General features: G+C 45.4%; 14 protein-coding genes. 10 read left to right on the forward strand and 4 right to left on the reverse strand.

The features are described 5' to 3' along the window. Nucleotides 1-5: 5 nt before the first annotated feature. Together AC58QC_RS12690 and AC58QC_RS12695 are read left to right on the forward strand one after the other, a co-directional pair. Entirely contained in the window at nucleotides 6-830 is an 825-nt protein-coding gene (locus AC58QC_RS12690) for a carbohydrate ABC transporter permease (RefSeq protein WP_497415504.1), read from the forward strand. Then, nucleotides 827-2,548: a glycoside hydrolase family 66 protein gene (locus tag AC58QC_RS12695; RefSeq protein WP_497415505.1), complete on the forward strand. Its 1,722-nt coding sequence runs from the start codon at nucleotides 827-829 to the stop codon at nucleotides 2,546-2,548. Before AC58QC_RS12690 ends, AC58QC_RS12695 begins: the two co-directional genes overlap by 4 nt. A 69-nt stretch (nucleotides 2,549-2,617) precedes the next feature. Here the strand turns inward: AC58QC_RS12695 and AC58QC_RS12700 are convergent, their stop codons facing one another. Then, nucleotides 2,618-4,978, reverse strand: a complete 2,361-nt coding sequence (locus tag AC58QC_RS12700) for an immune inhibitor A domain-containing protein (RefSeq protein WP_497415506.1) — start codon at nucleotides 4,976-4,978, stop codon at nucleotides 2,618-2,620. 223 nt (nucleotides 4,979-5,201) lie between these two features. Here AC58QC_RS12700 and AC58QC_RS12705 point away from each other — a divergent pair, with 223 nt between their 5' ends. The 5 genes from AC58QC_RS12705 (at nucleotide 5,202) to AC58QC_RS12725 (ending at nucleotide 11,228) form a co-directional block, all read left to right on the forward strand. After that, nucleotides 5,202-5,816, forward strand: a complete 615-nt coding sequence (locus tag AC58QC_RS12705; RefSeq protein ID WP_497415507.1) for a MepB family protein — start codon at nucleotides 5,202-5,204, stop codon at nucleotides 5,814-5,816. A 347-nt stretch (nucleotides 5,817-6,163) separates the two neighbouring features. Then, complete coding sequence (locus AC58QC_RS12710) at nucleotides 6,164-7,198, forward strand: copper amine oxidase N-terminal domain-containing protein (RefSeq protein WP_497415508.1); 1,035 nt, start codon at nucleotides 6,164-6,166, stop codon at nucleotides 7,196-7,198. A 29-nt stretch (nucleotides 7,199-7,227) separates the two neighbouring features. Further along, the gene (locus AC58QC_RS12715; RefSeq protein WP_497415509.1) at nucleotides 7,228-7,704 is read left to right on the forward strand and encodes a GNAT family N-acetyltransferase; all 477 of its coding nucleotides are present in this window, start codon (nucleotides 7,228-7,230) and stop codon (nucleotides 7,702-7,704) included. Nucleotides 7,705-7,733: 29 nt separating this feature from the next. Next, nucleotides 7,734-8,237, forward strand: a complete 504-nt coding sequence (locus AC58QC_RS12720) for a dihydrofolate reductase (RefSeq protein WP_497415510.1) — start codon at nucleotides 7,734-7,736, stop codon at nucleotides 8,235-8,237. 114 nt (nucleotides 8,238-8,351) lie between these two features. Next, nucleotides 8,352-11,228 carry a golvesin C-terminal-like domain-containing protein gene (locus AC58QC_RS12725; RefSeq protein WP_497415511.1) on the forward strand — a complete coding sequence of 959 codons (2,877 nt, stop codon included), beginning with the start codon at nucleotides 8,352-8,354 and terminating at the stop codon, nucleotides 11,226-11,228. Nucleotides 11,229-11,282: 54 nt separating this feature from the next. On the opposite strand, the gene AC58QC_RS12730 is transcribed toward AC58QC_RS12725, so the two are convergent. Then, nucleotides 11,283-12,257, reverse strand: coding sequence for an aldo/keto reductase family protein (locus tag AC58QC_RS12730; RefSeq protein ID WP_497415512.1), 975 nt, complete (start codon nucleotides 12,255-12,257; stop codon nucleotides 11,283-11,285). Between the two features lie 196 nt (nucleotides 12,258-12,453). On the opposite strand from AC58QC_RS12730, the gene AC58QC_RS12735 reads away from it, so the two are divergent. The 3 genes from AC58QC_RS12735 (at nucleotide 12,454) to AC58QC_RS12745 (ending at nucleotide 14,402) form a co-directional block, all read left to right on the forward strand. Continuing rightward, the gene (locus AC58QC_RS12735; RefSeq protein ID WP_497415513.1) at nucleotides 12,454-12,846 is read left to right on the forward strand and encodes a TolB family protein; all 393 of its coding nucleotides are present in this window, start codon (nucleotides 12,454-12,456) and stop codon (nucleotides 12,844-12,846) included. Nucleotides 12,847-12,891: 45 nt separating this feature from the next. After that, a complete protein-coding gene (locus tag AC58QC_RS12740) occupies nucleotides 12,892-13,332 on the forward strand; it encodes a TolB family protein (protein WP_497415514.1) in 441 nt (146 codons plus the stop codon). Between the two features lie 428 nt (nucleotides 13,333-13,760). Further along, on the forward strand, nucleotides 13,761-14,402 hold the full coding sequence (locus tag AC58QC_RS12745) for a hypothetical protein (protein WP_497415515.1): 642 nt from the start codon (nucleotides 13,761-13,763) through the stop codon (nucleotides 14,400-14,402). Between the two features lie 230 nt (nucleotides 14,403-14,632). Here AC58QC_RS12745 and AC58QC_RS12750 read toward each other — a convergent pair whose 3' ends face one another. Further along, nucleotides 14,633-15,244, reverse strand: a complete 612-nt coding sequence (locus tag AC58QC_RS12750; RefSeq protein WP_497415516.1) for an SGNH/GDSL hydrolase family protein — start codon at nucleotides 15,242-15,244, stop codon at nucleotides 14,633-14,635. 20 nt (nucleotides 15,245-15,264) lie between these two features. Beyond that, a complete protein-coding gene (locus tag AC58QC_RS12755) occupies nucleotides 15,265-16,677 on the reverse strand; it encodes an FAD-dependent oxidoreductase (RefSeq protein ID WP_497415517.1) in 1,413 nt (470 codons plus the stop codon). Between the last annotated feature and the right edge of the window lie 180 nt (nucleotides 16,678-16,857).

Raw genomic sequence — 16,857 nt, forward strand, 5'->3', positions numbered from 1 at the left:
AGGCGATGCGAAACTCAATACTTAGGCTAGGTAAATATATCGTCGTAACGCTCATGGCTCTCTTATCGCTCATTCCATTCTACGCACTGCTGTATTTATCGCTGAACACGCCGTCTAGCAGCTTCTTCGATGGTAACATCTTGCTGCCGGATTTTCATTTTGCTAATTATGTGAACGCTTGGAAAACATCCAAAATTGGCAACGCCATAATAAATTCGCTGATCATTACCGTAGGCTCTGTGGCTATTATTGTCCTATTCGCAAGTGCGGCTGGCTATTCCATTGCCCGTTTTAACAGCCGATTCAATCGGATCGTATTTCAGCTGCTCTTGCTCTGTATGATGATTCCCGCAATTATTATTACGGTTCCTCTCTATACCTTGATGAAATCGATTGGCGGCATTAATACGCATTGGGCGATGATTCTTCTTACTGCAGCTACTGCTTTGCCGTTATCTGTCTTTCTTTACGCTAGCTTTATTAAGCAGCTTCCTAGAGAGGTTGAGGAGTCTGCGATTATGGATGGATGCACTTATTTTACAGCGTTTTGGCGCATAACCTTTCATTTCGTTAAGCCGGTGACCGCTGCTGTCGTGATTTTATCGGGACTTGGGATATGGAACAATTACGGTCAGGCTGTCTTTTTCTTGCAAAGTCAGACGATGCATACCGTACCCCTAGCCATCTCCATTTTTTTTCAAAAATATGGCGCACAATGGAATTTAATGGCCGCAGCTGCGGTGATCGGACTTACTCCAGCTGTACTTGCGTTTCTTATTTTCCAAAAATATTTTATTAAAGGCATCACGGCAGGTGCACTGAAGGGATGAGAAGAGTGAAGCCACACGTACATGATGTCTATCCGGTAAAAGCACAGTTCCTGAGAAATCAACCGATCACCATTGCCGTGGAGTTAGATCTCCCTTTTGCGGTGGATGACGGGCAGGTTGAATTGGTAGCGAAAATTTATGATTTGCACCTGGAGATTGAAGTCTATTGTGAAAAAATTGGAAGATCAGGTCCTGGACAGCAAACCATCCAGTTGATGATTAGCCCTAAGGATGTTGATTTTAAAGGCTATGGTGTTGATGTTCATTTATATCTAGATGATGAATGGCTCCAGGTGTGTTCTTCCTCCTTCGATGTGGTTACGAACTGGAGACAATCGCCAAGGTATGGATTTCTAAGCGATTTTCACCCGAAAGAGGCTGGTGACAGCGAAGATGTCAAGCAGATGACCAAGCTTCACATCAACCTCGTACAATTCTACGATTGGATGTATCGTCATGATGATCTGGTAGCAACGGTGGATGTTTATTCCGATTTAATGGGCAAGGTGTCCAGTCGGAAGGTGATTCAAGAGAAGATTGCCTTGTGTCATAGCTTTGGCATGAAGGCCATTGCTTATGGCGCTGTGTATGCGGCAAGTCGAGAGTTTTATGAGCAACACCCTGATTGGGCCCTTTATGGCGGCAACGGCAAGGTTCTCGACTTTATTCACATTTTTTATTTAATGAATATAGCAGAGGAATCACCGTGGCATCACCATATTATTGAGCAGTATAAGCGAACGATTGAGGAGCTGCAATTTGACGGTATTCACATGGATACCTATGGTTCACCGAAAATAGCCATTTCAAAGCTAACTAACGAGAATAAGATTGTCAGGCTGGATGAACAATTCCCAGTGCTGATCAATAACACGCGTAAGCTGCTTGGGCAAAGTACAGACGACTTATGCCTCATCTTCAATAATGTGGGGAATTGGCCGGTTGACACGGTTGCGCGCGCTGAACAGGATGTTATTTATATCGAGGTTTGGAAGCCTTATGAGCGGTATCATCATATCGTACAAATCCTACGTTGGGGGCAGCAATACGGTGGGGGCAAGCCGGTCATTTTAGCAGCTTATTTAAAGCCTTTCATGGAGACAGGGGAGACATCGGTAGAACGAGCTAATTATGCTGCATTAATTCTAACAGCCGTGATCTCAGCGAACGGTGGCTACCATTTACTGTTGGGCGAGAACAAGGGTGTATTAACGCAAGGATATTATGTCGATTACTCTTCGTTGTCAGATGCCTTCTTTCGTGAGATTCGGCATTACTACGATTTCATTATCCGGTATGCGACAGTCCTGTTTGATCCTGTATTAAGGGATGTTTCAATGACACATGTGGATGGCGACAATCTTGAATATGTATTCGAGAAGGGATCATACAGCACTTACGGTGAAGCGAACAAGGTTTGGACGTTAGTCAAAGAAAAGCCGGGACTGAAAGTGGTTAATCTAATTAACCTCTGTGGCGTGGCAGACGATTATTGGAATACGGGGAAGGAAAGACCTACTCCGCAGGATGATTTTTCCGTAACCATTTTGCTGGAGTCGGATGTGAAGACGGTCTTTATTTCGACTCCGGATGACGAGATGGGTAGGCCGCAGCAAGCTCAATTCGTAGTGGAAGATACCGATCGCGGCAAAACACTGGTATTAACAGTTCCATGCCTTTCTATATGGACATTAGTGGTTGTAGAGCTTGTACAATAAAAGTATGAAGTGATTATAAAACCATAAAAAGGAGCCTCGCAAAATGCGGGCTCCTTCTATTATTTAACCTTACTTATGGATCCAAACTAATCCAGCAGAATTATCCTTGGCTTCGCCAACGACTCTGAACTTTAATCCGTAATTCGGAACTAGACGTCCGGCATCAGGGATTAATGTATTCATATAGCTGTTGGCATCGGAGAATTCCTCGACACCTTTCATGGATTTATAATTATATTCGCCTCTCGTTGGGTTGTTAATGTACCAGGATGGTGTTTTGTCCAAAGAGAAGGCAGCATCCGCTACTTGATAACGTGTCGTTTGCGCGACGGAATCCTGTCCATCCTTCTTGAATACCAAAGCATCAGCGTGAGAATCTACGACGCCAAGGAAGCCTTGTCCTGGGTGGATACCGGTCCAGTTGTCCAAATAACTATCATCGGCATACCAAACGACAAGTCCGGTATTATATTTGACACCACGGCTGAATTCCAAAGCTTTATCGGATCCCGCGTAGTTTCTCCATTCGAGGTAGTAATAGTGCTTCTTAAATTCAATACCATTCGAGACGACGAAGCCGTCTAAGTTAAATTTAGGAGCGCCTTCAGCATCATCTGTGAATACGACTTGACCATTTACAGTTAATTTCGCATTATCCATTGCAAAACCATTCAATGCGAGTCCACCATCCGTGACGTAGTCAAAGTGGAGGGTCACTTTTTTACCGGCAAATTGGCTTAAATCATAGGACTTGTCTACCCAAGCTCCATTTGTAGTTTCTGCGGTAGCGTTACCGTTCGTGTCATTGTCACCAATGATGTCGAGGGTAACTTGTTCATTATAGGTTGAAGCTGTAACCGTTAAGTAGTCATAATCAAACTCAACATCATAGAGGGTTTTAAAATCAAATGTAGCCGTTTGAGCTTGGGATAAATCAAACTCAGGCGTTGATAGTGTGGTATGAAGGTTATCGCCCTTCGTGCTGTAATAGTACTTAGCTCCGAATGCAGGTTGAATACCTGCCACGGCTTTATCCGGCAAAGTCACTTTGACGATACCTGGGTTTTTCGACTTCGTAACACTCTGATCAATGATGGCAGCCTTACCTAATTTCGTAATGTCTGAAGCATCAATTTCAGTCACATTGGCCCAGTTGCCGCCCATGGTTTTCTGGAAGAACTCTTTATTTTGAGGTGAAAAAGAGCTAGGCGTTGTACCAGCGATCTTGCCGTTCCAGCTGCCGCCACTCATGATGGACCAAGATGCAACGGGCTCACCTTGACCGGAATATTGCGTATCATATTCATCCGGTAACCCTAAGTCATGACCGTACTCATGAGCAAATACGCCAACAGCACCATCTTCAGGCTGAATCGTATAGTCATAAGCTGCCATTCGGCCACCCCAATAGCTAACCCCAGCCGTTGTACCCGGAATCCCGTACACACCATTTAGTGTCCAACGATGCGACCAAATGGCATTATCGCCTAATTGGCCTCCGCCAGCTTCTTGGCCCGAACCCGCATGAATAATCATAAGGTGGTCGACGAGACCGTCGGGTTCATTTTGATCGCCATCGCCATCCAAATCATATAAATCGAACTTGTCATAGTCAGCTAAATTGAGGCCGGTTGCAACCGCTGCATTCAGTGCATCCTTCACAAGATCCCGAGGTCCTTTAGGGGTTAGGTTATCATGTCCTCCTGCAGGGCTGTCATCACCATATTCCACGGCTTTGCCTGGAACGGTTAACCAATTTGAGACATAGCCATCTACCGTATAGCTGCCACCAGACTGTTCTTCATAGTATTGTTTGAAGGTTTTGATCTTAGAACCATCAAATAAGGTAAAATCAGTATCGCCAAACATGAGCTTCTCATAATGTTCACGGTTAAAATCGTTGGCGTACATGTACCCAGGTTCTTGTATGACATTGTTATGTTTAAAGTCCGAGAATTCCGTCAAAAGAACAAGTACTTTATCCTCACGTACAGAACCATTGTAGGAATCTTGTTGGGCATTTGGAACTGGTACATTGGGTTGACCATTCTTCAAGTCCTGATGGCCTTTGTTCAGCTTCGATAAAAGTTCAACCTTTTGCTTCGCAATAAACTCCTTTGATCTTTTATCGATCTCATTTTGTTGTTTGTCTACTTTGGTTGGAGCCGTTTTATTGTTCTTTGCGGAAACATACGATTTGACAGCCTTAGAGATTTGTTCAGGTGTAGCCGTCTTACTTAATAGCCCTCTGTCCATCAACCCTTTTGCCAAACGGTCATCATCTACAATATTAAAATCTACCGGCGGTGCTTCTAGTGCCTCTGAGTAGTCGGATCCTGCTGCGAATGCAGTTGTTGCTGTTGTAAAAAGTCCTGCGGTTAAACTCGTTGCTAGTAAAACTCTAGTAATCTTCGAGGTGTAGTTTTTCAATAGGAAACCTCCTGCAAGTTAGAGTATAAAACCAACCCATCTATTTAACCAATGGTATATTTACAATTAAATACTAGATTTCATAATGCTAGTAAGTGCTTATAGTCCTGCTCAAATAGACCCATATATTTCCTGTTTCTCGACACGGATACTCTAATTTTGTCGTAAGAAAAACGACTAAATATGTCATCGGAGTCATGACAATCTGTAGTCGTTGATAGAAGTGGGAATTACAAAAAAAGGAAACAATGGCATTCCTCACGAAATTGTAAAGCAAGGTGCGTTAATTAGGTTAACGGAGAAAGGAATGACCAGTTTGGATACATTCACAGACACACTACATAGTGACCTACTTGCCACGAGGGAACTTGTCTATACCAAGTGCGGATTTGTTTGCTCTCAACTACGCGTGGAAGAGCAAAACGCTGAATATGGGGCCTATTTATTTCATTTGAATTTTCTGTCTGTTAGATTTCGTGTTGCTAAAATTACACCTACAAAGGTCGGCCAATTTGTGACATTATGGCAAAGGAGTGGGGATGGAACGACCCAACCGTATGACGTCTCAGATCCAGTCGATTTTTTCGTTATTAGTACACGCAAAGGTAATCATTTTGGCCATTTTGTATTTCCTAAAAGTGTTTTATTACACCACAATATCGTTTCAAATATGGGTGAAGGCGGTAAACGGGGAATACGTGTGTACCCACCTTGGGACAAGCCTACAAGCCAGCAAGCTCAAAAAACTCAAAAGTGGCAGTTAACATATTTCCTGGAAATACCTATTAATGAACCAATAGACATTGTTCGTGCTCGAATACTTTACAGTGCAAAATAAAGTAATGGGGTGCATACTTTGAAAAAATACGTTATAACTTTAGTTGTCATTTCTACGATATTTGTTGTGCTCGCGCCGTTCTCACCATGGATAACAGAGGGCTTCGCAAAGTATAGAGCTTTAAACGCTTTTGAAAGTCAATGGAAAAACACGCAGGACGGATGCGGCTTCAGCTGCAAAGACTGTGGTTTTAAACAGTCACGAAAGGTTCTATTTGGCAGAAAAGTTGAAATAGAATTTGCGTGTGGCTTGTTACCTTCAGATTCTCCTGAATACCACAAGAAGAAAGAATTGTTTGTCTCCTTTATAGGGACAGTCCACTAGTAGGAAGAAGGGAGTGAGACCGGATGAAGAAAATGATGATATGTGGACTGATTCAATTGTTTCTGTTCTCCCAAGTATCGCTGGCACAGGATAGTTCACTCTCCTATACTAAGAAGGAAAATGACAGCCTTCTTATCTCTAAAGGGCTAACAAATGATGAAATATCGAAACTTGATTATCGTGGTGAAATCTTAGCGAATGCAATTAGAACAAAAAGTTTAGTTGAAAATAATTTTAGGACTATATCTAATGCCTTTTTAAACCCAATTCAAAAAGGTGTGTACTCGACAAATAGTGGCATTCCAAATGGTACGCCCCCTACTCCCAAAGAACCAGAACGTATACCTATGAAAGTGAAGTTAAACGGAAAATTAATGAATTTTGAGAATGAACAACTTCCTGTTATGAAAAATGGTAGTACTTTAATCCCGCTAAGAGTTATCTTTGAAGCACTTGGGGCAAAGGTTGAATGGAATCAAGATACCTATACAGTAACAGCAACAAAAGAAAATAAGACTGTTGTTCTTTCTGTGGGTGATTCGAATGCGATTGTAAATGGGGCAGCAGTAAAGCTAGAGCTTCCCTCGGAGATTGTAAATAATCGAACTATGGTACCGTTACGTTTTGTTAGTGAAGCGTTAGGGGCTAAAGTGGACTGGATTGTCTATTCGAGGACAGTTCTTATTTATAATGAATTACTGCCGCTAACGTTTGCATACGTTAATATTGGTCAATTCGAACACAACATTGTTAATGATCTTGGCCAAAACTATAGAGAGATTACAAGTTCTTCGAATTCAGAAATGCCTGTTTGGCAGTATGATGATAAAATAATCTCAACCTATTCGGTTCCTGAAATGGGCAACGTTAATGTTGATTTCCAAGGGTTAATGAATGGTTCTCTCAGAACGCAATTATTCGTCTACTGGAAGGCAGGGAATGATGAAGCCTTTCCTGTGGTTGATCACTTTGTTATGTATTTTAAAGATCAAGACGATCAAACTATCCATGAATATCACATAAAGCATGATCTTACTGTTGAAGAGGTTATCTTATAATTTGTTCGCTTTTTAAGGGAGGGATGGTTATGTATACATGTAGACCTGCAAGTACGGACGATTACAAGACGATTAGTTCCTTTCCGCGTAATGCGGAAGAGCTGTATTTTATGTCACCGCTGCTACAATACCCCCTTACTTCTGAACAACTTGTGGAGTCAACCCAAAATAGACTGAAACAAACAGTCGTGGCGGATGAGAACGGGCAGGTGCTTGGGTATGCGAACATTTATGGGTATGTGGCAGATGAACGTTGTTGGCTTGGCAATGTCATTGTGTCTCCAGAAGCCCGGGGTAAGGGAGCGGCAGAACACTTAATCCGAACGATGATTGCGAAAGCGAAGGATGAGCTGAGGGTAGAGGAATTACATCTTGTTTGCCATAATGTGAATACCCGAGCATTGATATTATATACAAAGCTAGGTTTTAAGCCCTATCAAATAGAGAAGAAAACGAATCAAGTAGGACAAACGATAGCTGGAATCATGATGAAATTGCAAGTGTAGGAAGAAAAAGAGTTAAGGTTGTGATATCTTTGACAATTTCTGTAATAGTGGCGATGGACAAGAATCGAGTGATCGGTAAAAATAATGATCTACCGTGGAGATTGCCGAAAGAGTGGCAGTATGTGAAGAAAACGACGATGGGTCATTCGATCATTTTAGGGAGAAGGAATTTCGAATCTATCGGAAAAGCGTTGCCTGGGAGACGAAATATCATCCTGACAAGAGATACAAGCTTTTCGGCTGAGGGGTGTGAGGTCGCTCATTCCGCCCAGGACATATTCGAGATGTGCGCTGAAGAAGAAGAGATCTTCATTTTTGGCGGAGAAGAGATATATCGTCTATTTTTACCGTATGCGGACAAGCTTTATATGACCAAAATCGATCATGAATTTGATGGAGATACCTACTTTCCAGAGGTTGACTTTATGGAGTGGGATGAGATTTCCGCCCTACAAGGAATAACAGATGAAGCCAATCCGTATTCGTATTATTTCTATGTGTATGCAAGGAAAAAAAGGGAGACAAATGGTTGAGCGAGGAGGAATCCTTGTTCAGCTTTTTTTATTTCGACAAGCGTATTCAATCGCGCAAAATCATCATATGACTAGGTGGAGAAGGGATTACTAGCCTATAGGAGGTGTAAGATTATGACAATATTTAGTAGAAAGGTGAATGCTTATCTCGTATTGATCAGCTTAGTTACGTTAATCCTCGGAGTTTTTCCAACAGGTAAGGGGGCGCATGCCGCTTCGATCCTTAATGACAATTTCGAAGACGGGAATGCTGCAGGCTGGACGGCTTCAAGTGGAACGTGGTCCGTTGTAACGGATGGGACGTACACGTACAAACAGTCGAATACGGGTTCAACGGCAGAAGGAGTTGCGTATACGGGAAGTACGAGCTGGGTGAATTATTCGGTTTCAGCTAGTATGAAGCTGAATACGATGAATGCTACTGGTGCATCAGGTGTTATTGCTCGCTATATGGATGCCAATAATTATTATTTACTCCGAATCCACGGAACTAGTGGGTTGCAGCTCTATCGCAAAAGCGGAGGAACATTCACACTCCTGGGTACATATGGATTCGCGATGGATTTGAATACGTGGTACACGTTGAAGCTAGAAGTGAACGGATCAGCACTGAAAGGTTATCTGGACGATATGGCAACGGCCAAAATCTCCGTTACCGACACCTCCATCGCTCAAGGGGCAGTAGGACTTCGTACATATGGTCAGAGCGCTAGCTTTGACTCGATTGTTGTTGACGATGGGACGACAGTTGCGCCGATCATAATTATGAATGGAGATGCGGGTTACACGGAGACCGGCACTTGGCTGAATAGTTCACTTACGGGCTATAATGGAACCGCTTCCAGATATTCGACGACAGCGAACAGCACAGCAACATGGAGCCAGTACGCCCCAGCAACGGGGAATTACAATGTGTATGTTTGGTATCCGAGCAGCAATAATACGACTAGTGCCGATTATACGATCACCTCTTTGAACGGAACGTGGGTGAAGTCAGTGAATCAGACCCTCAATCCGAATATGTGGAACAAAATTGCTACCGTCAGTGCGACTGTCGATGCGGCGCTCTCTGTATCGCTGAAAGTAAAATCAGGCAATACGCGTGCGAATGCAGTGAAATTTGAAGCGACAGCTGACGCGGCAGAGCCTACCTCACCGCCGGGCTCGGGGTCAGATACGACGACGATTGCGATTTTCGTCAATCAGAGCGGGTACGATCTTGACAAACCGAAGCGGGCAACAGTCACGAATGTAGCGAATGGCACGCCTTTTTATATCAAAAAAGCTTCCGATAACAGCACCGTCTTCACCGGCTCGGTCAATGGGAATATTGCTGACTTCACCAGCTTCAATCCCTCAAGCATTGGTGAGTACTATGTGCAAAGCAGCGGGCAAAATTCCTACAATTTCGCGATAGGGAAGTATTGGATGCAGCGAGTTTCGATTCTTCCAGCCCTTCGCTTTATGGATCAATCCCGTCAAGATACGTTTGATGTGGGTGGCAACGTCGGGTATGCGTGGCGTGACAGTGCTCAGTTTTCTTTTGAATTGAACTCCTTGGTGCTACAATATATGGCTAACCCAAGTGCTTATGATAGGATGCCATACGGCATTTCTAATCTTTCAACCAGTCAATATCCAGAGCTTCGTGTGCAAAATGAACCCGATATTATTTGGCTCATGAAATTCGCGGCACAGCGATATTACGACCTAAAAACGAATAACGCCAAAGATCTGCATGCGCTGGTCAAAGGCCAGCTCCCGTATTTCCTCTATATTTATCCGCAGATCAGCAATTATGTCAGCAGCAGCTTTTATACGCAAATCAGGGACTTTACGATCCAGCAGTGGTCGAATCCCAATTCCAATATGCAATGGTACGATGTTGGAGGATCCAGCGATAACAATCTATTCGCGACACAGTCGGTCATCGGAGGGGTAAAAGGTTCGCAACCGCCTGGGTATGCCATCGTACCGAATCTGCTCATGTATGAAGTTGCAAAGCGCGACGGTCTGGCCAATTATCAGGCATATTTTGATGCGGCGTATAACAATTGTCTATGGTTAATTAACAATGTTGATTTGAATAATCCCGCCAATACCAAAGGGCAGCGCATGAGCGAGCATATTACAATGGAAGCACTGGCATATTTCCAAGAAGTGTATCCAAGCCTTGCCCCGCCAGGACTATCCGCTAAAATTAATGCTTGGTCGGATCTCATGATCAAACGTTCGAATAATCTCTGGGATCTAAGGAAATATGCCGATCCATCGGATGGTACGGGAACGCTGGATCAATGGACGGGTGGATTGACCACGTATAACGAACCGGGCAGTCCTGCAGGCTTCTTAGCTTCGGCTTACGCGGCACGAAGAGTGCTGACGAATACCACCATGAAGGATAGACTAGAACAGATTGGCATTGCACAGATCGACGATGTGTTTGGACGCAATCCTTTTGGCAGACACTTCAGTTATGATGCGGCTACCGAAATTGCAGGCGTGGATAAAGGCTGGTTTAGCTTCTATAATGGCGGCTATGGTCATCTGATGAGTGTGCCCGGAGTCCTAGATGGCGCGCCGAAGGAAACGGCCTATCCATTCTCCCCTACAGCAGCCTATGGGTACACGGAGGGTTGGGTTGCTTTTAACACGGCATGGAATGACTCCCTCGCGTACTCCGCGGCGGATGATTTGGAGATCAAAGCATTCAATTCCACATTCAGCTCGGAGCTTACCTCGGCTGCGGCTGGAAGCACCATCGGCATTCGACTGAAAGCACCGCTTAATTTCAACGAGAGTTTAGTCGAAACCGGTCAGGTTGTCATCACGACAAATACGGGCAGCCAGAGTAAAGTCACGGTGACAGAGGCGAGCAGCAATGACTATTACTTGAGAGCGACCTACATGGTGCCAAGCGGGGTAACGTATCTAGATATCTCTTACGGGATTGGATTCTTTAAGAAAACGGTAAGAGTGAACGTGAGTTAAGGATGGTTTGACGGGAAAAAAGGACAGAGCTCAGTGAGCTCTGTCCTTTGTCTATTAGCGTGCAGGCGAGAAGTCCGCTACGCGCTTTAATATAGTTTCGATCTGTTCCAATGATTCTGCTTCCAGCTCAACGTTCACAGCCTTCACATTCTCTTCGATCTGTTCAGGCTTTGTTGCACCAATCAGTGCGGAGCTTACGCCAGGTTGACGAAGAACCCATGCGATAGCGAGCTGAGCGATAGAGATGTCCAATCCTTGAGCAACCTGCTCGAGTTCATGAACCGTCTGTAGGACTCGGTCATTGAGATAGCTGTTGATGACGCCATTGACGGAGTTGTTCGCAGCACGACTATCTGCTGGGAGTGGCTGTCCTAGCTTATATTTGCCAGTCAGAATACCTTGTGCAAGCGGTGAAAAGACGACCTGACCGAGCCCTTTTTGCTCAGATACAGGAAGAACCTCGCGCTCGATATAGCGCTCAAACATATTATAGATCGGCTGATTCGAAATCAGCGGATGTAGACGAAGTCGCTCAGCAATGCTAGCTGCTTCGGTAATTTGAGCGCCGTTCCACTCGCTGACAGCGGGGTAAACGATTTTGCCTTGCGTGACCAAATCGTCCAGCGCTCGAAGCGTTTCCTCCAGTGGCGTGTGATTGTCATAGCGATGGCAGAAATAGATGTCAATGTAGTCGACACCAAGTCGTTTTAGGCTCGCATCACATTGCTCCATAATGTGCTTGCGGGACAATCCGCGTTCGTTCGGGCCATCACCCATCGGGAAATACACCTTCGTCGAGAGCACATAGCTCGAGCGATCATACCCCTTTAGCGCGGCGCCCATCGCTTTCTCGCCTTCGCCACGATTATATGCATTCGCGGTATCGAAGAAATTAATGCCGCAGTCAAAAGCCTTCGCGATACAAGCATCCGCGGCTTTTTGCTCGGCAGCTGTTCCGTAGGTAAGCCAGCTTCCTAAGGCGAGTTCACTTACTTTTAACCCACTGCGTCCCATGTCTCTGTATTTCATTTGCTGCACTCATCCTCTCATCAACACTTGTTGCTGTAAGTATAAGGGAGGCGAGGTTGGGCGACAAGAAGGCACTATTTGTTCACTTAGTTACGTAGAGTTAAGTAGTTGCGGTGGGGGATGTTGCGTATGTTGGTCAGATTTGACAGTACTTTTAACGAGTGAGTATGATGAGATTAAAAGGACGGTGTAGCCAATGAATACGTTGCATAAGCCACGCAAGCATGAAGAGCGGCATGTGATCAGCTTTCTTGAAATTGTGGATGTGGGCACAGGGGAACGTCAAGTATTGGCTGAATTCGATGATTTAATTGAGGCGCCGAACTGGACGAGAGATGGCCGCCGTCTCATTTATAATCGGAGAGGCTTGCTCTATGCCTACGAGATTGCTACAGGTGAGAGCACGGTGATCGACTCCGGCTATGCGAATTGGTGCAATAATGACCACGTGCTGTCCCCTGACAATGCACAGATTGCGGTTAGTCATCATACGGAAGAGGATGGGCAGTCACGTATTTATATCCTTTCGTTAGCTGGTGGACATCCTGCCTTGATTACGCCGATGGCCCCAAGCTATCTTCATGGCTGATCGCCAGATGGACGTGAATTAGCTTATTGTGCGGAGCGGAATGACGTGTACAACATTTACACGATTCCAGTTCAAGGCGGTGTGGAGCGACAGCTAACAGATGTCCCAGGGCTGGATGATGGTCCCGAGTACTCTCCGGATGGTCAACATATCTGGTTTAATTCGACGCGATCCGGTCTGATGCAGGTGTGGAGGATGAACACGGACGGCAGTGAGCAGACGCAAATGACAGAGGATGAAAGTAATAATTGGTTCCCACACGTAGCTCCAGACGGGAATACGGTTGCTTTTATCGCTTATCGTAAGGGAGATGTCCAGCCTAATGCACATCCCCCGAATAAAGAGGTTGAAATCCGATTGATGGCAAGTGAGGGAGGTCCATCTCGGACTTTAGTGTCACTGTTTGGCGGGCAAGGAACGATTAACGTCAACTCCTGGTCACCGGATAGCCAGCAACTTGCGTTCGTTAGCTACAAATTGAAGTAGTAGTGGTGCCAAGAAAACTTAAAACTTAGAAGCAGCTGTTCCTGACTTACTCTCCCGCAAAAAACGGCGACTTGTACAAGGCACATTATCAGCACTACAAGCGCTATGATTTGAAGGGTAAGGATTTGAGTCAGTAATATTTCTTGTAGTTAGTTGATCGTCACGCGATAAATGGAAAAAGATCAGCTAATTTCCTGGGAAATCGCGATATTATTTGATTAGATGGAAAATATGAAGTTAATTATCGTGTTTGAATGCGATATCCGTGTTTTTACCGTCATTACCTGTAGATTTTCCATCTATTCTCATAAAACGTGCGAATGGAGCGAAATTAGATACAGGGCTACTAAGTGACGAAGAACGTCCCGTTTCCATTCAATTGAGTGGATGCGGGGCGTTTTTCTATTTTACAAGAAGGGGATGAGAGCATGAATATTGTGGAAGCACATGAAGCGTTTATCCGAACACATTTGAATACTAGGAGTGGGGAGCGGCGAGGCAGATTGGAGAGAGGCCATGGGCATGCGGAATCGCTCTTTTTGAAGCAAATATGGTGGGTTTTACGTGGGAACTTTGAGGATCTTCACCCCGAATATGAGGTGCTCGATTGGCGTGGGCGCTCCTATTTTGCGGATTTGGCGTGGTTGCCGGGTTATGTGAAACTGCTTATAGAAATAAAAGGGTACGCCTCGCATGTTCGTGACATTGATCGGCAGAAGTTCTGCAATGAAATGAACCGCGAGACGTTTCTTCAAGCGATGGGATATCAGGTGATTTCCTTCGCCTATGACGATGTAGAGCAACGGCCAGAGCTGTGCATTGCCTTGCTTCGTATGGTATTAGCGAGATATCAAGCAAGTCCAACGCCTGTCCAACGCGCCCGCATGGCTGAAAAGGAAGACCTTAGGCTTGCCGTTCAACTTGCTGAGCCGATTCGACCGAAGGATGTGGAGCTGCATTTTGACATTGATCATCGAACAGCCGTGATGATGCTCAAGAAGCTTTGCTCGAAAGGCATGCTCACTCCTTCCTTCGGGGGAAGGGGCAGCGTATCGTTAAATATACTTTAGCAGGCGAAAGTTTACTCGCTAATATAGAATAAATGGACAATCTCCAGTTAATTTCTCGGGAAATCACGATTTTATTGAAATAACTGGAAATTATGCAGCTAATATCAGCGGAGACGACAGAATATGTCATGAAAGGTTGAATTTCGAAAACCTGTCCAACCTCCGCCCCGCGCACCAGAACTTCAGCCACCCCTAGATCGAAACCCAGTAGGCGGCTGTTCCCATGCCCATTATAAACGCAACAAAAACGGTACAACCATATCGGCAACACGGCGATAGCCAGCCTCATTCGGATGCAGACCATCCGAGGTGAAGTGAGGCAGCGTCAGCTTATTCAATCCACTTTCTGCGTACAGATTCAGTACTGGCAGCCCGTACCGCTGGCCAATCTGCTGAATTGCTTCAACGTAGTCGATGAGACGATACCCAGCAGCATTAACGTAGAAAATGTCATATTGATCTTTGTCCCGCTGAAGCGGTGTCCACAGGCTTAGGCGGCACGTTGGATTTTTCGTCAATATGTCCTCGATTAACGTGGCATAGGCGCCATGAAACGTAAACATATCCCTACTTCCCAACTCCCCGATCGACTTATCCAGACGAAAATCATTCACCCCTGCGAAGATGGTAACACAATCCAAGGAAGTGTCGATCGTCCGACCAACATGTGTCGTCGCACCGTAGTCTCGATCGCCCCCAGCTGTCATGGGACAGCCGCTTTTGCCATAGTTAATCACGCTCGCGAAGCCTAGCGCTTCCTGAACAAGCGGCTGATAGCCGCCAGCTTCAGTAATGCTGTCACCGAGGGTTCCCCACGTTTTTCCTGCCCATTTCATTAACATGCTAGGGAGTCTCCTTACCATTAATTTTCTACATCAAATTTAACAGTCCCGACAGCAACCTCACGGTCTGCATCTGCGAGACCAGGGTTATCCCCAAGGTAAGCGCCTTGCTCGATCAACTTGCGCTGCAGTTCAGGAATGGACACCTCGCGGAAGCCAACACCGAAGGCGCTAGCCATCGAAGCAGCAACCCCTGCAGCTTCACCCATCGCAAAGCAGTTTGGCATCACGCGAAGCGAACCCTGAACTGGGCGATCAGACGATACGGATCGTCCTGCAACGATGAGGTTCGACTTGCCTTGCGGAAGCATACAACGATAAGGGACGCCGTGGGATTTTCCTTTTGGCAGATGCTTGATGGTCATCGTTGCGCCGGCATTCGCCAAATGGATATCAATAAAGTAGGAATTGCGCGCAATATCGTCCTCAAAGGTACGCATCGTGAGGAAATCTTCCACAACAAGTGTATAATCGCCTTGAATGCGGCGTGTTTCACGAATACCGATTTGGTCGCCGGAATGCACGAGGAATATGTTTTCGAAGCCAGGCACGTATTTTTTAAGGAAACGAATCTGTGTTTCAATCAACTGGCGGCCTTCGATCGCAGCTCGCGTCAAATCTTCCGCTTTCGTTCCATCAATATTGAAGATATGACCAAAGTTAAAGCCAACCACCGAGTTCGAAATCCAGGCCATACCTGAGATGCGTTTTCGTCCTTCTGGCAGCTCCCCGTTTTGCTGTGCTAAAGTCACGAGATCTTCAAGCTGCTTATGCTGACCGGTTTCAGCGATATATTGCTCAAAGCGCTCCTTATCTGCACCCGTCACGACATAGCACATCGTACCTGGCTGCAGCTCGCCATTTTCACCGCCAACTTGAAAAGGAACGCCGGCCAAAGCAGCAAGATCCGCATCCCCAGATGCATCGATGTACAACTTGGCTTGCACGACCGAGCGGCCTGATTTATTGGTGATGACAAGGCCGCTGATTCTATCGCCATCGAGCAGCACTTGATCAGCAACAGTATGGAACAGAATTTGTGCGCCGCTCGCTAATACTTCGGCATCATAGACGCGTTTGAGCGTTTCAACATCAATGGGGACCCAGTCCAAAAGCTCTTCATAACGGTTAAGAAAATCCGGTCCTGCCGCATGCTTCATTTTCTCAAGCAAATCCAGACCAATGCCTCGAATGACAGGCTTCTCTCCATCTGTATATGGGCAAAAGGCAGGTACCAATGCAGCAGTTCCCATACCGCCTAGATAGCCCCGTTGCTCAATTAAGAGTGTACTGGCACCATTACGTGCTGCAGCAATTGCGGCTGCGATACCTGTGGCACCGCCGCCAACAACGACGACGTCAGGGGTGTGACTTACAGAAAGCTTTTGAGCGGGTATGGTTACGGTTAAGTTGTTAGTAGTCGAGTTTGTCATTCGAATCTTCCTCCTAGTATCTTTGTCTTCATTATAAATCGCTGCTTAGAAGGGGCTAGTTTAATTTTTGTTTCATCTAAAAAGTAAGCGTGATATAGTGAAAATGAATCATGTACAATCCATTAAAATTATATAGAATCCTGTATCCAGTATCCTTTTCGCAACAACCAGGAGGTGTTA

Source organism: Paenibacillus sp. J22P51 (assembly GCF_059692215.1).